We start from the raw sequence: 17712 nt of genomic DNA, 5'->3' as shown, positions 1-17712 counted from the left end.
CACCCCGGAACGCTGCGTTATGGCGTCTGCGGCCAGATTCGACCCTCTGAAACGAAAAGGGCCGCCCATCGGCGGCCCTGCTCAAAATCTCTATATGACGTTCAGAGCGCCAGATTGGGGATGATCTGCTTTTTGCGGCTCATGATGCCCGGCAGCACCACGGCATCGCCCGACACGGTCGCGCCAAAGCTTTTTTCCGCAACTGTCTTGACCAGATCGTTGGGCACCAGAAGCGTGGCTTCTTCATTCAGAATATCCACCACAAAGAGCAGCACCTGATCCACGCCATCCTCAGCGGCGACGGTGGTCATGCTCTGCATCAGGCTTGCCTTGCGGTCGAGCACGATGGCGGGCGATGTGGTTTCAAGCACGCTCACGCGGAACGACTTGCCACCAACCTCATATTCCTTGGAGTCCATGCGCAGCAGTTCAGCATCGGAAAAGGCCGAGACATCGGATTTGGCGGCAAACATTTCGGCGGCATAGTCGGGGATCGAAATGCCCAGATCGGCGGCCAGTTTTTCGGCCACAGCGCGGTCATGCGGGGTGGTCGTCGGCGAGCGGAATTCGAGCGTGTCTGACAGGATGCAGGTCAGCGCCGTGCCCTTGGCCCAGTTGGGCATTTTCGCGGCATCGTCGCCCATCAGGTCAAGCATGATGGTCGCGGTGCAGGCCAGCGGGCGCACGGTGATGTCAATCGGGCCTTTGGTTTCCAAACCGCCCACCAGCTTGTGATGGTCGATGATTGCCTGAATGTCGGCGTTGTTGATGTTGGCGGGCAATTCCGCCGGGTTGTTGGTGTCCACGATCACGCAAGGCTGACCGGCGTCGACATCGGCAATGATACGCGGCTTGGGCAGGTCCCATTTGCGCAGGAGAAAGGCGGCCTCGGTATTGGGCTCGCCCAAAAGGACAGCTTCGGCCTGCGCACCTTTCACCTCATTGAGATACCAAGCCCAGAGAATGGGCGAGCCGGTGGAATCGGTGTCGGGGGATTTATGGCCGAAAACAAGCGTGGTCATAGGGGTCATCCTGTCATTGATGCGGGTTTGCGCGCCTTATAGGTGGGTGGGCACGGCTTGTCACCTGCCCGATGCTGCGCTGCGGCATAAAATCCCAAAGCGGGGTTGGTGGAAAAGGTAATTTTTGCGGATCAAAACGGTTGACTCACCCCAGCGCACTCCCTAGCTATGCGCCGTTAGCACTCGAACCCCATGAGTGCTAATGATCTCCAAACGGGGATCATTAGGGAGTAACTTTGAGCCAAGGAGCCTCAGAGATGGCATTTAAACCGCTGCATGACCGCGTGCTTGTCCGCCGCGTTGAAAGCGAAGCTAAAACCGCGGGCGGGTTGATCATTCCCGACAGCGCCAAAGAAAAACCGAGCCAGGGCCAAGTTGTGTCCTGCGGCGATGGCGCCCGCAAGGACAATGGCGAACTGATCGCAATGGCCGTCAAGGCTGGCGACACCATTCTGTTCGGCAAATGGTCCGGCACCGAAGTCACGGTCGACGGCGAAGAGCTGCTGATCATGAAGGAAAGCGACATTCTGGGCGTGATTTCGTAAGGGCATTCCCCCTTACGCTGATCCAACCGGAAATCAAACACGGGAGCACCTCAAATGGCTGCAAAAGACGTACGCTTTAATACCGACGCCCGCAATCGCATGCTCAAGGGCGTGAACATTCTGGCCGATGCGGTCAAAGTAACCCTCGGCCCCAAAGGCCGGAACGTGGTTCTGGACAAATCCTTTGGCGCACCGCGCATCACCAAGGACGGTGTATCGGTTGCCAAGGAAATCGAACTGGAAGACAAGTTCGAGAACATGGGCGCGCAGATGGTGAAAGAAGTCGCCAGCCGCACCAATGACGAGGCCGGCGACGGCACCACCACCGCGACGGTTCTGGCTCAGGCCATCGTCAAGGAAGGCATGAAGGCGGTTGCCGCCGGCATGAACCCGATGGACCTCAAGCGTGGTATCGATCTGGCCACCAGCAAGGTTGTCGAGGCCATCAAAGCCGCATCGCGCCCCGTCAACGACAGCGCCGAAGTGGCGCAGGTTGGCACCATTTCTGCCAATGGCGAGGCCGAAATTGGCCGTCAGATCGCAGAAGCGATGCAGAAAGTCGGCAACGAGGGTGTCATCACCGTCGAAGAGAACAAAGGCCTCGAGACCGAGACCGATGTCGTCGAAGGCATGCAGTTCGACCGTGGCTATCTCAGCCCCTATTTCGTCACCAATGCTGACAAAATGGTTGCGGACCTTGAGGACTGCCTCATCCTGCTGCACGAGAAGAAACTCTCGAGCCTTCAGCCGATGGTGCCGCTGCTCGAGCAAGTGATCCAGTCGCAAAAACCGCTCCTGATCATTGCCGAAGATGTCGAAGGCGAAGCCCTCGCAACGCTGGTCGTGAACAAGCTGCGTGGCGGTCTCAAGATCGCTGCCGTCAAGGCCCCCGGCTTTGGCGACCGTCGCAAGGCGATGCTGCAGGATATCGCCATTCTGACCGGTGGTCAGGTGATTTCCGAAGACCTCGGCATGAAGCTTGAGAATGTCGGCATGGACATGCTGGGCCGCGCCAAGAAAGTTTCGATCACCAAAGACGCCACCACCATCGTCGATGGTGCGGGCGAAAAGGCCGAGATCGAAGCACGCGTCAGCCAAATCCGCCAGCAGATCGAGGACACCACCTCGGATTACGACCGCGAGAAGCTGCAAGAGCGTGTGGCCAAACTGGCCGGTGGCGTTGCTGTCATCCGCGTTGGCGGCATGACCGAGATCGAAGTGAAAGAGCGCAAGGACCGCGTCGATGACGCGCTCAATGCAACCCGCGCAGCCGTGCAAGAAGGCATCGTTGTCGGCGGTGGTGTGGCTCTGGTTCAGGCGGCCAAGAAACTGGCAGGTCTTGAAGGTGTCAACAGTGACCAGAACGCCGGTATCGCCATCGTGCGCCGCGCGCTCGAAGCGCCGCTGCGCCAGATCGCAGAGAATGCCGGTGTTGACGGCTCCGTCGTCGCAGGCAAAATCCGCGAGAGCTCTGACGCCAAGTTCGGCTATAACGCACAGACTGATGAATATGGCGACATGTTCAAGTTTGGCGTCATCGACCCGGCCAAGGTTGTCCGCACCGCTCTCGAAGATGCCTCTTCGATCGCAGGCCTGTTGATCACCACCGAAGCGATGGTGGCCGACAAGCCGCAAAAAGAAAACGCCGGTGGCGGCGGTATGCCCGACATGGGCGGCATGGGCGGCATGATGTAAATCACGCTTGCCTTGTGCAATCGGATCGGGGCTGCCTTCGGGCGGCCCCTTTTTTTGGACGGTGACCGGGCATCAAATACGTAACCCAAACACCGAAAATTCCCCATTCCAGAGATTGAAACCCGCGATAATCTAGCGCTGTTCAACAAGTTCAGCAGGTGGTTTCCAATGCAAAAGCAACTGGCCGAGTTTATCGGCACTTTCACTCTTGTTCTCTTTGGCTGTGGGGCGGCAGTGCTTGCCGGGGGCGATATCGGCCTTGCAGGCATCAGCTTTGCCTTTGGCTTTGCCCTGATTGGCATGGCCTATGGCATCGGTCCGGTTTCGGGCTGCCATATCAACCCAGCGGTATCGTTGGGGGCGGTTGCGGCGGGCCGCATGTCCCTGACCACGGCGGCGGGCTATATCGTGGCGCAAATCCTGGGCGCTGTGGCAGGGGCCTTCGTGTTGATGACGATCGCAAGCGGCAAGGCGGATTACAGCCTTGCCCAAAACGGGCTGGGCCAGAATGGCTGGGGTCCGGGCTATCTGGGCGAATACACCATGACGGCGGCTTTCCTTTTCGAGGTCGTGGCGAGTTTTCTGTTCATGGTCGTGATCCTTGGGGCCACCGGCAAAGGCGCACCCGCGCATCTGGCGGGGCTGGCCATCGGAATTGCCCTTGTGGTGATCCACCTCGTCGGCATCAACGTGACAGGCGTTTCGGTCAATCCGGCGCGCTCGATCGGGCCTGCGGTATTCGTCGGCGGCACCGCATTGGCGCAACTGTGGCTCTTTATCGTCGCCCCGGTGATCGGCACCGTCGCGGCGGGTCTGCTCTTTCGCAGCGGCCAGTTGGATGCGCAAAGCTGAGCAATCGGCATCTGGGGTCGCCCAAGGGCGGCCCTTTCCCGGCGCTGGCAAGATCCGGCGGAAAGATCGGGATTTGAGCATCTGTCGACCGAGGAAAGCGGGTAGCTTCACGATCATCTGACTATACCCTACGCGTCAGAGCGGGTAGCAACAGGCATGCGCCTTTTTCTTTTGACCGCCCTCACCATGATCGCCTTTGCCGCCAATTCGGTGCTGACCCGTATGGCTATTGCCGGGGGCGATATAGATGCCGTGAGCTTTGGGGTGATCCGCCTGATCTCTGGCGCGGTGATGCTGGGGCTTTTGTGCCTTGTGCTGCGCGGTGGCCTGCGCCTGTTGGGACCGGGGCGCGCGATTGGGGTCATGGCCCTTTTGATCTATCTCTACGGATTTTCCATAGCCTACCGGGGGCTTGATGCTGGTCTGGGCGCGCTGATCCTGTTTGGCGTGGTGCAGATCACCATGTTCGCGGGGGACTCTTCGCGCGCGAGGCAATGCCAGTGCGGCGCTGGACCGGGGCCGGGCTGGCCTTTGCCGGGCTGGCGTGGCTGCTCTGGCCCGGAGGCGGACCACAGGTGAGCGTCATCCATGGCCTGCTGATGGCAGGGGCAGGCATCGGCTGGGGCGTCTATTCGTTGACGGGGCGCAAATCAGGCGATGCGCTGATGGCCACGGCCGCCAATTTCATCTGGGCCGCGCCCGTGGGCCTCTTGGTCGGCTGGCTGGTGCCCAAGGGGGCCGAGGGAATCGTGATCGGGCCGCAGGGCGTCTTGCTTGCGGTGCTGTCGGGGGCGGTGACATCCGGTTTGGGATACGCGCTTTGGTATAGCCTTCTGCCTCGGTTGGCGGCCTCGGTTGCGGCGGTGGCACAACTGACCGTTCCGGTCATTGCCATGGCAGGCGGCATGCTGTTCTTGGGCGAGGCGCTGAGCGCCGAATTCGTGCTGGCAAGCGCGCTGGTTCTCGGCGGCGTTGCGGTCTCGGTCATCCCGATGCGCCCTCAGGGGCCAACGATTTCCTCCAAAGGATCGTAACCCATGCCGCGCTGAAAGGCGACGCGCGCGAGACTGTCGGGCTTGAACCGGAGTTCATCCATCTCCGCCTCTGTCACCCAACGCCTGCGGGTTACAATCTGCTCGGGATCGCGCCAATCCTCCGAAAGCGCTCCTGCAGTCACCGTGCAACGAAAGAACACCTCGACCTGATGAAAGCCTGTGGCGGGCGCATGAAACTCGTTGATCAGGCAGGGTGTGCCCACGCGGATCGTCAATCCGGTCTCCTCATGGACCTCTCGCATCAGGTTCTCGGGCAGCGATGTGCCCAGCTCGACCCCGCCGCCCGGCGCACACCACAGCGTGCTGGCGGCATCGGCATAGGCATTGACCAGCAACAACCTCCCCTGATCCACAATCACGGCGCGGGCAGCAAGGCGGGGCGAAGGCATGAGAACACCTGAGGCAAAGATCGACTAGTCCAACCCTAGGCGGCAGGTCGACCGGTGAAAAGGGGTTGTCTTTGCCCCCCGCCTTGGGCCAGCTTGCGCGCGACCAACACAAAGGAGCAGGACATGGGAACCAACACGCGCAACGGCGGGCAATTGCTGGTGGATTGCCTGCTGGCATTGGGGGCGCGGCACAGTTTCGGCGTGCCGGGCGAGAGCTATCTTGCGGTATTGGATGCCTTGCACGACACAGCCGGGCGGCTTGATTTCACCCTATGCCGCCAAGAGGGCGGAGCCGCCTTTATGGCCGCCGCCTATGGCAAGCTGACGGGCCGTCCTGGCATCTGTTGGGTCACGCGCGGGCCGGGGGCGACCAATGCCGCAATCGGGGTGCACACCGCGATGCAGGATAGTGCGCCGATGATCCTTTTTGTGGGTCAGGTAGGCACCGATATGAAAGGGCGCGAGGCATTCCAAGAGCTGGACTACCGCGCCGTGTTTGGCACGATGGTGAAATGGGCGGTCGAGATTGATCAGGTGGGCCGCATCCCCGAAATCGTGGCGCGGGCGTGGAAAACCGCCGTGACGGGCCGCCCCGGCCCGGTGGTGGTGGCCCTGCCCGAGGATATGCTGACCGATATGACAGAGGTGCCGCCGCTCTCCGGCCCGGGAACCTATCCAGAGCCGGAACCGGGGGCTCAGGCCATAACCAAAGCGCGCGCAATGCTGGCGGGGGCCAAGCGGCCTCTCCTTCTCTATGGCGGCTGCAACTGGACAGACGCAGGGCGCGCAGCCCTGCAAGAATTTGCAGCGGCGTCCGACATCCCGGTCGTCTCGGTCTTTCGCTATCAGGATCAGTTCGACAATCACGCGCCGGTCTTTTGTGGCGAGGCGGGCGTGGGCATGGTGCCCAATGTGCGCCGCCTCTTGGCTGAGGCGGATGTCATTCTGGCCGTCAACAACCGCTTTGGCGAGAACTCTACCGATGGATATACGGTGTTTGACCTGCCAGAGCCGCAGCAACGTCTGATCCATGTGCATGGTTCTGATCTGGAATTGGGCAAGGTCTATCAGCCGGAACTGGGCATTCAGGCCGGGCCGAATGCCTTTGCGCACGCCTTGAACGCAGGTGGGCCGGTGCAGCGGGATTGGGCCGCTTGGCGGGCCGAGGCGCGCGCCGGGTATGAGGCGGGGTTTGACCTGCCTGACCTGCACTCGCCCGTCGATATGGGCAAGGTGACAGCCTATCTGCGCAAGGTTCTGCCCGAGGATGCGATCATCACCAACGGCGCGGGCAATTTTGCGATCTGGTCAGGGCGGTTCCTGAAATACGGGGCTGCGATGCGCCTCTTGGCTCCGCAATCGGGGGCCATGGGCTATGGCATCCCAGCGGCGATTGCCGCCAAAGTCGTGCATCCAGAGCGGCGCGTGCTCTGCTTTGCCGGGGATGGTGATTTTCAGATGACCTGTCAGGAACTGGCCACCGCCGCACAGGCGGGGGCGCAGCCGGTCATCCTCATCCTTAACAATGGCATCTACGGCACCATCCGCGCGCATCAGGAACGCAACTATCCCGAACGCGTCTCGGGCACGGATATGGTCAATCCCGATTTTTCGGCCCTCGCGCGCGCCTATGGCTTTCACGCCGAGCGGGTGGAGCGCACCGAGGATTTCGCAGATGCGTTCACCCGCGCCTGCGCCTCGCCGACCGGTGCCGTGCTTGATCTTGTGATCTCGACCGAGGCGCTGACCCCGCGCATGACGCTCAGCCAGATGCGTGCAGCGGGCTTAGCCAAACGCGACGGCGCGTGACCCCTGTTCAGCACGGGCATTTGCGCCTATGGGGACGACATGAGCAGAATGACCATCCTTGCAGGCCTGATTTTGGCCCTCTGGACCACGGCGGCGCGGGCCGATTGCGTGGTGCTCTTGCATGGGTTGGCGCGCTCGGATGCATCTTTTGTCATCCTGCAAGAGGTGCTTGAGGCCCGCGGATATGACGTCTTCAGCCCCGATTACCCCTCGACCGAAGAGGAAATCGAGCGGCTCGCACGCGAAACGCTGCCCTTTGCGGTCCGGGTTTGCGGCGCGACGCGGGTGCATTTCGTCACACATTCCATGGGCGGCATCCTCTTGCGGCTCTGGCTCAAGGACAACCGCCCTGACCAAATGGGCCGGGTCGTGATGCTGGCCCCGCCCAACCATGGCAGCGAATTGGTGGATGAACTGGGCGGGCTCGAACTCTTCCGCTGGCTCAACGGGCCTGCGGGTCTTCAGCTGGAAACCGGGCCGGGCGGCGTGCCGGAAAACCTTCCGCCTGTGGATTTCGAGTTGGGGGTGATCGCCGGCACCCGCTCGCTCAACCCTTATTTTTCCAGCCTGATCGACGGGCCGGACGATGGCAAAGTCTCGGTCGCCTCAACCCGTGTCGAAGGCATGGCGGATCATATCACTCTGCCAGTCACGCATACCTTTCTGATGAATAACCCCCTCGTGATCGCGCAGGTCGAGGAATTTCTGGCGCAGGGCCAATTCAACCATGGCCTGACGCTTGGCGATGTGCTCCTCGGGTGGAGATGACAATGACAACGCTTGAGATCACATTGCGCGGGGCGCAGGTGCTGACAGCCGAGGGGCTGACTACCTGCGACCTCTCGCTCAGCAACGGGCGGATTGCCGATACGCCATCGGGCCACGCGGTTGATCTGGACGGCTATATGATCCTGCCCGGCATCGTCGATATTCATGGTGACGGGTTCGAGCGGCATCTGGCCCCCCGGCGAGGTGCGATGAAGGATCTCGCCCAAGGCATGATCGCAACCGAGGCGGAACTGGCCGCCAATGGCATCACCACCGCTGTTCTGGCGCAGTTCTATAGCTGGGAAGGCGGCATGCGCGGGCCGGAATTCGCCGATCAGGTCTTTGCGGCCCTGACTGCGGTGCGCGAGCATGTCGAAACCGATCTGCACGCACAATTGCGCTTTGAAATGTCGCTGCTCGATGACTACGCCGCTGTCGAAGACATGGTCGCACGCCACGGCATCGGCTATGTCGTGTTCAACGACCACCTGCCGCACAAGGCACTCGCGGCGGGCAAAAAACCGCAAGGTCTGACCGGGCAAGCGCTGCGCATCGGGCGCAATCCCGAAAAGCATCTCGAATACATCCAAGGCCTGCACGCGCGACTACCCGAGGTCGCCCCCGCACTGGACCGCCTTTCCACAGGTTTGGCCGCGCGCGGCGTGCGGCTGGGCAGTCATGACGATGCCACCGCCGAAGGCCGCAGGCAGGCGCGCGCGCGCGGTATGACCATCGCCGAATTCCCCGAAACGCTCGAAGCCGCAGAAGAGGCGCGCGCGGGCGGTGATGCCGTCATCATGGGCGCGCCCAATCTGGTGCGCGGGGGATCACACAAAGGCAATGTCAGCGCGGTTGATCTGGTGGCCATGGGTCTCGTGGATACGCTGGCTTCTGATTACCATTACCCCTCGCTCAGGCGCGCGGCCTTTCTTTTGGCGGATGGCGGGGTCTGTGATCTGGCGACCGCTTGGGGGCTGATATCCTCTGGTCCGGCACGGCTTTTGGGGCTGTCGGACCGCGGCACGCTCCGCCCCGGCCAACGCGCCGATCTTGTTATCCTCGCGACCGATACACGCCGCGTGGTGGCGACCATGGCTGAGGGGCGGATCAGCTATATGGCAGGCGCGGTGGCCCGCCGCTTTATCGGCTGAGGCACCACGCCTTTTAACCCACTGCCGCCTTCAGAAAAGCCTCAAGCTCTGCGGGATCAATCGGTTTTGGCAATACCTCCAGCCCCGCCGCGCGGCAATGCGCGTGCATTTCCGCCACAAGATGCCCGGTGATGATCCGCGCCGGAATAACCCCGTGGCGCGCGATGATCCGCGCGATCACCTCGGGCCCGCGCACGCCCTCGTCCAATTCATAATCCACCAACATCGCATCAGGGCTCAGCCCTAAATCCGCCAGTTGCGTCAATGCTTCCAAGAGATTACCCGCCTCCACCACATCCGCCCCCCAACCGCGCAAAAGCAGGGTCAGGGCGTGGCGCAAATCGGGATCATTCTCGATCAAAAGCACGATCCGCCCCTCGAGCGAGGCTCTTGCCCGGGCGCCGCCCACGCCCCGGATTTCCGGCCCGCTCCGCGCCACAGAGACAAGCGGCACCGTCACGCTGAAACAGGCCCCACACCCCAGATCAGAGCGCAATTCCAACGGGTGCCCCAAAAGTGCGCAGGCCCGGTCCACGATAGCCAGCCCAAGGCCCATCCCCTCGGCGGCGCTGACATGTGCATCCAGCCGGTGAAATTCCTGAAAAATGCGGTCCTGATCGGCGGGGGCGATGCCCGGCCCCGTGTCGCGCACTTCCAGACGCAGATTGCGCCCCTGCCGCCGCGCCCCCACCAGCACCTTGCCCGAAGGTGTGTAGCGAATGGCATTGGCGATCAGATTCTGCAACACCCGCCGCAGATAACTTGCATCGCTCTCGACCATGGCACCGCAGGGAACATAGCGCAGGTCCAAACCCTTGATCGCGGCAATCGGTGCGAATTCGTCGATCAGTTGATCCGTGATCCGACGGAGCGGCACGTGGGTCACATCGACTTCGACATGCCCGGATTCCAGCCGTGATATATCCAGCAGCGCGTCAATGATGTCTTCAACACTTGTCAGCGCCCGCTGCGCCTTGTCCATCAACACCCGGTGATCGGCACTGGCCAATTCCTCTTGCAGCGACGCAAGATAGAGCCGCGCCGCCGAAAGCGGCTGGCGCAAATCATGGCTCGCCGCCGCGACGAACCGCGATTTAGAGGCATTGGCGCGCTCGGCCTTGGCCAAGGCATCCTCCAACTCCAGCGTGCGGTCGCGCACCCGCTGCTCTAGCCGTTCATTCGCATGCGCCAGGGCGCGCGCGGCCGCCCGCTCGGCGGTTACATCCGAAAAACTGATGACAAATCCCCGGTCGGGCATCTGCCGGGCAAAAACATCCAGCGTCTTATGCGTGCCCGAGCGCATGTAGAATCTCAACGGCGCGCGCCGGTCCTGTGCGCCGACCCAGACCGCGATATCATGTGCGCTCAGCCCACCTTCAATCTCGAAATCGCTGCCGATGCGCCGCAGGATCACATCGAATTCAATCCCCACCCGAAACCGCGAAATGGGAATCGACAACATGCTGCCCGCATTCTGATTCCAGCCGCGCAATTGCCCGCTGCGATCAAAGATGCACACGCCTTGATCAATGTGTTCCAACGTAGCCCGGATCAACTGCGCCTGATCATCCAGCAGTTTGCCACGCTCGCGCCGCTCGAGCCGGATGATATCGGTGATATCGGTTTGCAGGATCACCGTTTGCCCGTCGCGGGTGCGATGCTCACTCACCTGAACCCAGCAATCGCCGGTCAGGTTGAGGTTGAACATCACATGTTTTTCCTGATGCAACTGCATCCGCCGCGCCGCCCAATCGCCACGGCTCTGCATATCAGGCAGTTCCAGAAACCGGCTTTGGCTGGCGTGGCGCACGTAATCGGCAAACTCCAGTCCGGGGCGCAATTCTGCCACAAGATCGGGCATATACATGCCAAAACGGCTGTTGTGCAGCACCAGCCGCCCGTCGCTGTCGAAAAGAGCAAAACCCTCCTGAATCGTCTCGATGGCATTGGCAAGGTCCGAGCGTGCCCGCTCGGCCTCGCGAATGGCCTGCGCCAATTGCGCGTTGGAGTCGTTGAGCAGATCGAGCGCGTGTTCCAGATCACGGGTGCGTTCGCTGATCTGATCCTCAAGAATGACCGCCCGCTCGAAATGTGCATAGGCCGCACCGCCGTCATCCGTCACCTGCTCGACCCGGCGCATCAGCACCTCAATGATCTTGAGTAACTTGCCATTCTGCCGGTCCAGCGGGTCAGAATTGTCGATCAACGCCGCCGACATGGGTCAGCGCCCAATCGGGGGATAAATCGCTACCCCGGTCATGGTTTGGTTGACATGCAGCCCGTTGATCTGCTCGCCATAGGTGGAAAACCCCACCACCCGATGCGCGGCCAGAATCCGTGAAATCTCAGGCCCGATCTGGCGCTGCTGCACTTCGGTTCGGCGCAGGATGCAATCGCAGGCCAGCACCGCCAACGGCGGCGTCTCGGCACCCAGCCCTGCCAGCTCATGCTCCAGATGCGCCGCCATATCCTGTGATTGCGCGAGGGTCAGAACAAGCCCTTCGTCAATCGCGGAAAAGAATTGCAAATCGCCATTGGCCTCAGCGCGCTGAATGGCGCGCACATGATGCTGCCCGCCGATCCGCACCACCACCGGATTTTCCGCAAAGGTCGAGGGCGTTAGCTCGTCGATCCGGCAGCCAAGGATGCGGGCATATTCCTGCGCCGCCACCTCGGCGTTGATCTGATGCACGATGCGGCGCGCGGGATCAGCATCCGTCACCACCATACGCCGATCCGTGGGCTGAAAATGATCAAGGCGAAATACCCGCACCGGGCAATCGGTGCGCATGAGGCAGACCACAGCCGCATTGCGCAGCGTCACCCCGTCACAGGAAATCAGCGTTTGCGCAAACCGCTCACCATCCGCCGCCGACCCACCAAAGAGCGGCATCGGCCCCAGCCCAGCCGCAATCGCGGCAACAAGCTCATCCTCCTTGAGCGACAAGCCATCGACAGCAAGAAAGGCAAACTCATTGGGCAGGCTTTGCCCCGCCTGCGTGGCCAGCCACGCCCGAGCGCGCACCGTCTGGGAAACGCAGGCCGTGCTATCCAGTTCCGACAGGGGCGTCACAACCTGCAACACGGCGTGGAAATGATCCGCGGCAAAGCCAACGGCCACAATGCTACCCTCGGCATAGCCGCTCATTCCGATCTCACCCGCAGTGGTGCAGCCAACACAGCGACTATCGACAAAGACGCGCGCGGCCTCGACCATCAGCGCCTCAAAATCCGCCTTTGGGGTGACAAAGAACAGAACCAGTGCCAGCCGCACATCGCCCATGGCCCGACGCAGCGCGCCAATGGGGTCACAGGCATCATGGGGCACTTCAGCGCGCGCAACTATAGCTTGATCGCACAGCATCAGCTCTGACAGGCTGCTGTCCATGGCTCCTCCCATGGGGTCCTCCACCCCAGTCAGAGCGTAATCCGCTTACTCTGCCTCGCGCAAGACGTTAGAGAAGCTGGCCATCTGCGCGATCAACACCGCTTGGGTGCGGGTCTGAACCCCCAGCTTGCGCATGATGGCGGTTACATGCGTCTTGACCGTGGTTTCGGCAATCGACAACTCATAGGCGATCTGCTTGTTCAGCCGCCCTTCGCAGATCAATTGCAGGATACGCGCCTGCTGCCGTGTCAGATGCGCCAGACGCTCTACCGCCTCGTCGCGGTCATTGACCGGCTGCTCTTGTGTTTTGGTTAAAACGACCCCTTCAGGCAGGAAAATCTCACCCGCCGCAATCGCCTCGAACGCGGCACGGAACACCGGTCTTTGACTGTGTTTAGGCACAAAGCCCGCCGCCCCTGCGTGGATCACGGAACACACCATGCGGCTCTCGGACATCGAAGAGACGACCACGATTGGCGTCTCGCCCGCCACCGCGCGCAGCCGCGCCAAACCGTCCAGCCCGCTGACATCCGGCAGGTTGAGATCGAGCACGATAATGTCCGGCGGCCCGTTCTCGGCCACCATGGCCAGTGCCTGATCCAGACTTTCGGCGGTATCAATCCGGCCAATCCCCGCCACCGATTTGAGCGTCATCGACAGCGCATCGCAAAACAGCGGATGATCATCGACGATAAGGGCCGTGGTAAAACGTCCCGGTCCCGCAGGGGCGGGACGGGTTCCGGGGATATGCGCCGTTTTCGGTGTCATTCGATCATCCTAGCAAAGGCCGCTTGATCGGCCTACTCACACCAAGGTCTGAGGCCCTCAGCCCCGCCGCTGCATCAGCCCACGCCCCGGATCATAGCCCCAGAGCGCCAGAGCAAGAAACACCAGACTTGCCAGCGCCGTCCACAAAAGCGCCATACCGTTGAACTGCCCATAGAGCGCAAAGCGGATCAACTCGACCGCGTGACTGAACGGATTGACCGCACAGATATCGCGCAAGAGCATCGAACTCTCTGCCATCCGCCACAGCGGATAGAGCGCGGTAGACATGAAAAACGTGGGAAAGATCACGAAATTCATCACGCCTGCAAAATTTTCCATCTGGCTGATAAAGGACGAGAGCGCCACGCCAAGCGCGCCGAGCATCACCCCCCCAAGGATCAGCGCAGGCAGAACGTAGAAATAGCCCATCACCGGCATCTTGATCCCCATCGCCGCCGCAATGCCCAGGAACGCATAGCATTGCAGAACCGACACAGCAGTCCCTGCAAGGATCTTGGCGAACAAAAGCCACCAGCGCGGCAAAGGGCTGGTCAGCAACAGCCGCATGGACCCCATCTCGCGGTCATAGACCAGACTGAGCGAGGATTGCATGCCGTTGAACAAAAGGATCATGCCGCACAGCCCCGGCACGATGTAGGTCTCATAGGTGATATAGGTCTGATAGGGCGGAATGATCGACAGGCCCAGCGCCGCGCGAAACCCGGCGGCAAAGACCACCAGCCACACCAATGGCCGCACCAAGGCCGACACAAACCGCGAGCGTTGCCGTGCAAAGCGCAGCGCCTCGCGCGTGACAATCGCCGCCAGCGCGATCAAAAGCGGCCTCATGCGGGTGCCCCTGTCAGGCTCAGAAAGCGCTCGGTCAGCCCGTCCTGTCCGGCAATCTCGCGGGTGATGCCATTGGCCAGCACGCAGCCCCGGTGCAGGATCACCAGCCGATCCTCGGGCCAGACCTCATCGGTCAGATGTGTGGCCCAAAGGGCGGTCAGCCCATCACCAGCACAGAGGTCGTGTACATGGGCGGTAATCGCCCGCCGTGCTTCGGCATCTAGTCCCACGGTCGGCTCATCGAGAAGCAAAACAGCGGGTTGATGCACCAGCGCGCGGGCAATTTCGGTGCGCCTGCGGTGCCCGCCATTGAGATCACGCGCCAACTCATCCGCGCGCTCACGCATTGCCATCCGCTCCAGCGCCGCCTCGATCCGCATCTCTGCGGCGCGCCCCGCCAGCCCATGCAGTGCCGCGAAATAGCGCAGGTTGCGCCGCACGCTCAGATCCAGATCCAGCGTCTGTTGTTGAAACACCACCCCGATCCGCGCCAGCGCTTGCCGGGGGTTGCTGGCAATATCATGCCCCGCAACGCTGATCCGCCCCTCGCGCGTCGTGAAAAGCCGTGTGAGCAGCGCAAAGAGCGTCGATTTCCCGGCGCCATTCGGGCCAAGCAGGGCACAAAACGCGCCCTGCTCTACCTCAAAGCTCACGTTTTCCAAGGCCCGCTTGGCCCCGTAGGAAAATCCCAGCCCGTCAATCCTTAGCCCCGTCATGCCGCGTTCCTGCCTTGTCCTCCCGAAAGCATAGACCGGGGCGCGACCTTATTGAATGATGAACTCAAGCCGCTGGCTGTCGCCGCTCGTGCCGGGGATAAGCATGTGATACCGACCCGGCTTGATCGCGATAAAGGAAAACTCCGCCGTGCCTGCATCGTCAAACTCGAAACTGTCGATCGCCATTGGCCTGATTTCGATTTCGTTGATGACGATCTCATCCATCCAGATCGCCCGAAAGAATTCCGGCCCGGTCAGCGCCAATTCCGCGCTGCCATCGGCGGTGATCTCCATCTCGTAATAGGCTCCCGATTGCAGGGTGATCGGCCCCTCGCCCAGAGGCTGCCCCGAGGCCAGCGTGACCTTGATCTCGTCCCCCCGGTTGCATTTCGCCAATAGCCCGGCAAAGCCCAGATCATCGCACAGCGGCGCGGCATTGGCGGGCATCGCCAGAAGGGCCAGCGCAGCGGCAGTCAGCATATGTTTCATCAGTGTTCCCTCTCTCCTCTTGGATCAATCAGATACGACCACGACGCCCCAGGGCTGTTGCCCCACCTGCACCGATTTCACGACCTCTTCTGCCGCGACATCAATAATCGAGATATCGTTGGAATTGCCGTTGGTGGTGTAGAGGTATTTCTCCTCTGCATCGAAGGCCAACTGCCAGACGCGCTGGCCCACCAGAAGGTATTTCTCGACCTCGAAGGTCTCGCCATTGACCAGCGCCACCCGGTTTGACGGCCCCAGCGCCACAAAGATTTTCTTGCCGTCCGAAGTGACGCGCACCCCCACCGGCTGCAAAAGTTCCGGGGCGATGCCCGGCACTTCAAAGGTGATCTTGTGCTCAATCCCGCCCCCTTCCGGATTGATCACACTCACCGTGCCGCCAATCTCGGCGCTCACGAACAGGTATTTGCCATCCGCCGTGTATTGCGCGAAACGCGGGCGCTGATCGACCAGCGTGTTCTGCACGATCTCAAACGTCGTCGTGTCGATGAAATGCGCCATATTCGTGGTCTCGGAGGTATTGACCACGTATTTGCCATCGGGCGAAATCCCCATGCCCTCTGGCTCTACCCCCACCGGCACTTCGGCGAGGATGGTATGGGTGTTCACATCCGTCACCGTGACCAGATTGTCATCCTCATTGGCGATATAAAGCGGGTTGCCCGACGGGTGCAGCACGAACAATTCCGGGTCAGGCCCCGAGGGCAGCGTGTGTAATTCCTGATAGGTTTCGGTATCAAACACCCGCACCACATTGTCATCCGATGCACAGACATAAAGATGCTTGCCATCGGGGCTCGCTGTGATGCCGCGCGGGCGGTTGCCGGCAGCGAATTCGGTAATCACCTCCCATGTCTCGCTGTCCACAACGGTGATCGTGTTGCCGCGTTCATTGCTGACAAATACCTTGCCCGCCAAGGCAGGGCTGGTCATCAGGGCAGCAAACGCGGTCGCAAGGGCCAAATGGTGCATGGACGTCTCTCCTATTGGGCAAAGGCAGTGCAGGCGCTCTCGGGCTGATCCAGCCCCAGCGTATCCAAAAGCGAGCGTTGATGCAGGAACCCGTCCTGCGGCGACACGCTCAGCGTGATCCGCCCATCGGCCAGCAATATCGGCTGGCGCAATTGGCCATTCCACGCCCGAAAGGTCAGCTTTTGCCCCTTGAACGCCGCCAGTTCAAAATTCTCGCTCAGCGCATAGGCCCGGATCGCGGCCGGATCGGCACTCTGGGTGCGCGTCACCGCCTCGCCCAGCACCCGCAGCGCAAGCCAAGCTGTGTAATCCTCTGGACGCATATTGCGGCCCGTCAATTCTTCGAATCGGTGCTGGAATTGCGTGCCTCCCCAAGCCTCCAACGCCGGATGCCACGCCAAAGGGCGCAGCCCCGCAGAGCCGACGATGGGCGAGGGCCGCCAAGTGTGGAACGGCAGATAGGTGGCGAAAACATCGGTTTCATCGGCAGCAATGATGACGTCGTGTTCTTTCAGGTCTTGGGTAAAGACGGGCAATTGCCGCTGCACCTGCACATGTCCGGTATCGGTGCGCCGCGCGCCGCCGGTATCGGTAAACTCCCGCTCATCCACAATCTTGGCCCCAAACTTGGCGGCAGAGGCGCGATAGGCCTCGGCTAGCGCAATATCCTCGGGGTGCGACCCATGAATGAGCGCCCAGCGCGGCCACTTTTTCCAGATCAAGAACTGCGCCACCGCATCGCTTTGCATTTGCCGCGACGGCGCGACATGCAGGATATTGCCCCGGCATTCGGCGCTGCGCAGCCCGGTATCTGGTGCCAGCGTGTTGAAAATCAGCGTATCCGGTGCTGCGGCCTCTGACATCGCCAGCAATTCCCCGGCCCGCGCCTGCACCGCAAAGAACCGCAGCCCCTCGCCTTGCAAGCGCTCGAACTCGGCCAAGGCAGTCTCGGGCGTGGCGGCCACCACATCGGTCACATAGGTCTGGCCCATAAACCGGCCCGTGGTCTGATTGTCCTCGGTCGCCAACTGCCCGCCGGCAAACCCCAGATCCTCGGGCCGCAGATCAAGCCGCGACACCGGCAAAAGCGCAGGATAATCCACCCGCAGCACAACGGCACGCACCTCCTGTGCTTGGACGGGCGGTGAAAGAGCCATCAGGCCCGCAAAAACAAGCAAGGCAAGGCGGAACATGCGCGATCTCCGTCAAGGGCTTGGGGGTGGCGG

The 17712-nt window shown here is 61.5% G+C and carries 16 protein-coding genes and 1 pseudogene; 7 read left to right on the top strand and 10 right to left on the bottom strand.

Annotation, left to right across the window (positions count from 1 at the left end; all coding sequences use genetic code 11):
• Positions 1-101: 101 nt before the first annotated feature.
• Positions 102-1022, bottom strand: a complete 921-nt coding sequence (locus tag ACLGGT_RS10140) for a manganese-dependent inorganic pyrophosphatase (RefSeq protein ID WP_081506874.1) — start codon at positions 1020-1022, stop codon at positions 102-104.
• A 257-nt stretch (positions 1023-1279) separates the two neighbouring features.
• On the opposite strand from ACLGGT_RS10140, the gene ACLGGT_RS10135 reads away from it, so the two are divergent.
• The 4 genes and pseudogenes from ACLGGT_RS10135 to ACLGGT_RS10120 all read left to right on the top strand — a co-directional run bounded on the left by ACLGGT_RS10135 (position 1280) and on the right by ACLGGT_RS10120 (position 5148).
• On the top strand, positions 1280-1567 hold the full coding sequence (locus ACLGGT_RS10135; protein ID WP_008281664.1) for a co-chaperone GroES: 288 nt from the start codon (positions 1280-1282) through the stop codon (positions 1565-1567).
• A gap of 54 nt (positions 1568-1621) precedes the next feature.
• Positions 1622-3262 (top strand): chaperonin GroEL, encoded by a 1641-nt coding sequence (groL, locus tag ACLGGT_RS10130; RefSeq protein ID WP_008281663.1) that lies wholly within the window; start codon positions 1622-1624, stop codon positions 3260-3262.
• A 168-nt stretch (positions 3263-3430) separates the two neighbouring features.
• Complete coding sequence (locus ACLGGT_RS10125) at positions 3431-4114, top strand: aquaporin (RefSeq protein ID WP_008281662.1); 684 nt, start codon at positions 3431-3433, stop codon at positions 4112-4114.
• A gap of 156 nt (positions 4115-4270) precedes the next feature.
• A pseudogene (locus ACLGGT_RS10120) lies at positions 4271-5148 on the top strand (DMT family transporter).
• Here ACLGGT_RS10120 and ACLGGT_RS10115 read toward each other — a convergent pair.
• Positions 5115-5558 (bottom strand): NUDIX domain-containing protein, encoded by a 444-nt coding sequence (locus ACLGGT_RS10115; protein ID WP_437195941.1) that lies wholly within the window; start codon positions 5556-5558, stop codon positions 5115-5117. The pseudogene ACLGGT_RS10120 and the gene ACLGGT_RS10115 sit on opposite strands and share 34 nt — an antisense overlap.
• Positions 5559-5681: 123 nt before the next feature.
• Here ACLGGT_RS10115 and ACLGGT_RS10110 point away from each other — a divergent pair, with 123 nt between their 5' ends.
• The 3 genes from ACLGGT_RS10110 to ACLGGT_RS10100 are packed head-to-tail and all read left to right on the top strand — an operon-like array spanning position 5682 to position 9286.
• A complete protein-coding gene (locus ACLGGT_RS10110) occupies positions 5682-7367 on the top strand; it encodes a thiamine pyrophosphate-dependent enzyme (protein WP_437195939.1) in 1686 nt (561 codons plus the stop codon).
• 48 nt (positions 7368-7415) lie between these two features.
• On the top strand, positions 7416-8135 hold the full coding sequence (locus ACLGGT_RS10105; RefSeq protein WP_008281658.1) for an alpha/beta fold hydrolase: 720 nt from the start codon (positions 7416-7418) through the stop codon (positions 8133-8135).
• Positions 8136-8137: 2 nt separating this feature from the next.
• A complete protein-coding gene (locus tag ACLGGT_RS10100; protein WP_437195937.1) occupies positions 8138-9286 on the top strand; it encodes an alpha-D-ribose 1-methylphosphonate 5-triphosphate diphosphatase in 1149 nt (382 codons plus the stop codon).
• A gap of 13 nt (positions 9287-9299) precedes the next feature.
• Here the strand turns inward: ACLGGT_RS10100 and ACLGGT_RS10095 are convergent, their stop codons facing one another.
• From ACLGGT_RS10095 to ACLGGT_RS10060, 8 genes are read right to left on the bottom strand one after another with little or no spacing between them, the layout of a single operon-like run.
• Positions 9300-11504 carry a hybrid sensor histidine kinase/response regulator gene (locus tag ACLGGT_RS10095; protein ID WP_151978173.1) on the bottom strand — a complete coding sequence of 735 codons (2205 nt, stop codon included), beginning with the start codon at positions 11502-11504 and terminating at the stop codon, positions 9300-9302.
• 3 nt (positions 11505-11507) lie between these two features.
• On the bottom strand, positions 11508-12686 hold the full coding sequence (locus ACLGGT_RS10090) for an FIST N-terminal domain-containing protein (protein WP_437195936.1): 1179 nt from the start codon (positions 12684-12686) through the stop codon (positions 11508-11510).
• Positions 12687-12719: 33 nt separating this feature from the next.
• Entirely contained in the window at positions 12720-13442 is a 723-nt protein-coding gene (locus ACLGGT_RS10085) for a response regulator (protein WP_008281654.1), read from the bottom strand.
• A gap of 57 nt (positions 13443-13499) precedes the next feature.
• Positions 13500-14291: an ABC transporter permease gene (locus ACLGGT_RS10080; RefSeq protein ID WP_008281653.1), complete on the bottom strand. Its 792-nt coding sequence runs from the start codon at positions 14289-14291 to the stop codon at positions 13500-13502.
• Positions 14288-15007 (bottom strand): ABC transporter ATP-binding protein, encoded by a 720-nt coding sequence (locus ACLGGT_RS10075; RefSeq protein WP_437195934.1) that lies wholly within the window; start codon positions 15005-15007, stop codon positions 14288-14290. The genes ACLGGT_RS10080 and ACLGGT_RS10075 overlap by 4 nt, the downstream gene beginning before the upstream one ends.
• Positions 15008-15055: 48 nt before the next feature.
• Positions 15056-15496: a hypothetical protein gene (locus tag ACLGGT_RS10070; protein WP_008281651.1), complete on the bottom strand. Its 441-nt coding sequence runs from the start codon at positions 15494-15496 to the stop codon at positions 15056-15058.
• A gap of 24 nt (positions 15497-15520) precedes the next feature.
• Complete coding sequence (locus tag ACLGGT_RS10065; RefSeq protein ID WP_151978167.1) at positions 15521-16486, bottom strand: YVTN family beta-propeller repeat protein; 966 nt, start codon at positions 16484-16486, stop codon at positions 15521-15523.
• 11 nt (positions 16487-16497) lie between these two features.
• Positions 16498-17679 (bottom strand): ABC transporter substrate-binding protein, encoded by a 1182-nt coding sequence (locus ACLGGT_RS10060; protein WP_437195930.1) that lies wholly within the window; start codon positions 17677-17679, stop codon positions 16498-16500.
• Positions 17680-17712: the final 33 nt, after the last annotated feature.

This window comes from Roseovarius sp. MS2 (assembly GCF_051447875.1).
Lineage (GTDB): Bacteria > Pseudomonadota > Alphaproteobacteria > Rhodobacterales > Rhodobacteraceae > Roseovarius > Roseovarius mucosus_A.
The sequence above is the reverse complement of the archived record's forward strand: the minus strand, read 5'-3'. Positions and strand labels throughout refer to the sequence as shown.

What these genes read in the sequence shown, in the direction of transcription:
- ACLGGT_RS10140 (WP_081506874.1), bottom strand. Translation starts at nt 1,022, where the DNA reads ATGACCACGCTTGTTTTCGGCCATAAATCCCCCGACACCGATTCCACC.
- ACLGGT_RS10135 (WP_008281664.1), top strand. Translation starts at nt 1,280, where the DNA reads ATGGCATTTAAACCGCTGCATGACCGCGTGCTTGTCCGCCGCGTTGAA.
- groL (WP_008281663.1), top strand. Translation starts at nt 1,622, where the DNA reads ATGGCTGCAAAAGACGTACGCTTTAATACCGACGCCCGCAATCGCATG.
- ACLGGT_RS10125 (WP_008281662.1), top strand. Translation starts at nt 3,431, where the DNA reads ATGCAAAAGCAACTGGCCGAGTTTATCGGCACTTTCACTCTTGTTCTC.
- ACLGGT_RS10115 (WP_437195941.1), bottom strand. Translation starts at nt 5,558, where the DNA reads ATGCCTTCGCCCCGCCTTGCTGCCCGCGCCGTGATTGTGGATCAGGGG.
- ACLGGT_RS10110 (WP_437195939.1), top strand. Translation starts at nt 5,682, where the DNA reads ATGGGAACCAACACGCGCAACGGCGGGCAATTGCTGGTGGATTGCCTG.
- ACLGGT_RS10105 (WP_008281658.1), top strand. Translation starts at nt 7,416, where the DNA reads ATGACCATCCTTGCAGGCCTGATTTTGGCCCTCTGGACCACGGCGGCG.
- ACLGGT_RS10100 (WP_437195937.1), top strand. Translation starts at nt 8,138, where the DNA reads ATGACAACGCTTGAGATCACATTGCGCGGGGCGCAGGTGCTGACAGCC.
- ACLGGT_RS10095 (WP_151978173.1), bottom strand. Translation starts at nt 11,504, where the DNA reads ATGTCGGCGGCGTTGATCGACAATTCTGACCCGCTGGACCGGCAGAAT.
- ACLGGT_RS10090 (WP_437195936.1), bottom strand. Translation starts at nt 12,686, where the DNA reads ATGGGAGGAGCCATGGACAGCAGCCTGTCAGAGCTGATGCTGTGCGAT.
- ACLGGT_RS10085 (WP_008281654.1), bottom strand. Translation starts at nt 13,442, where the DNA reads ATGACACCGAAAACGGCGCATATCCCCGGAACCCGTCCCGCCCCTGCG.
- ACLGGT_RS10080 (WP_008281653.1), bottom strand. Translation starts at nt 14,291, where the DNA reads ATGAGGCCGCTTTTGATCGCGCTGGCGGCGATTGTCACGCGCGAGGCG.
- ACLGGT_RS10075 (WP_437195934.1), bottom strand. Translation starts at nt 15,007, where the DNA reads ATGACGGGGCTAAGGATTGACGGGCTGGGATTTTCCTACGGGGCCAAG.
- ACLGGT_RS10070 (WP_008281651.1), bottom strand. Translation starts at nt 15,496, where the DNA reads ATGAAACATATGCTGACTGCCGCTGCGCTGGCCCTTCTGGCGATGCCC.
- ACLGGT_RS10065 (WP_151978167.1), bottom strand. Translation starts at nt 16,486, where the DNA reads ATGCACCATTTGGCCCTTGCGACCGCGTTTGCTGCCCTGATGACCAGC.
- ACLGGT_RS10060 (WP_437195930.1), bottom strand. Translation starts at nt 17,679, where the DNA reads ATGTTCCGCCTTGCCTTGCTTGTTTTTGCGGGCCTGATGGCTCTTTCA.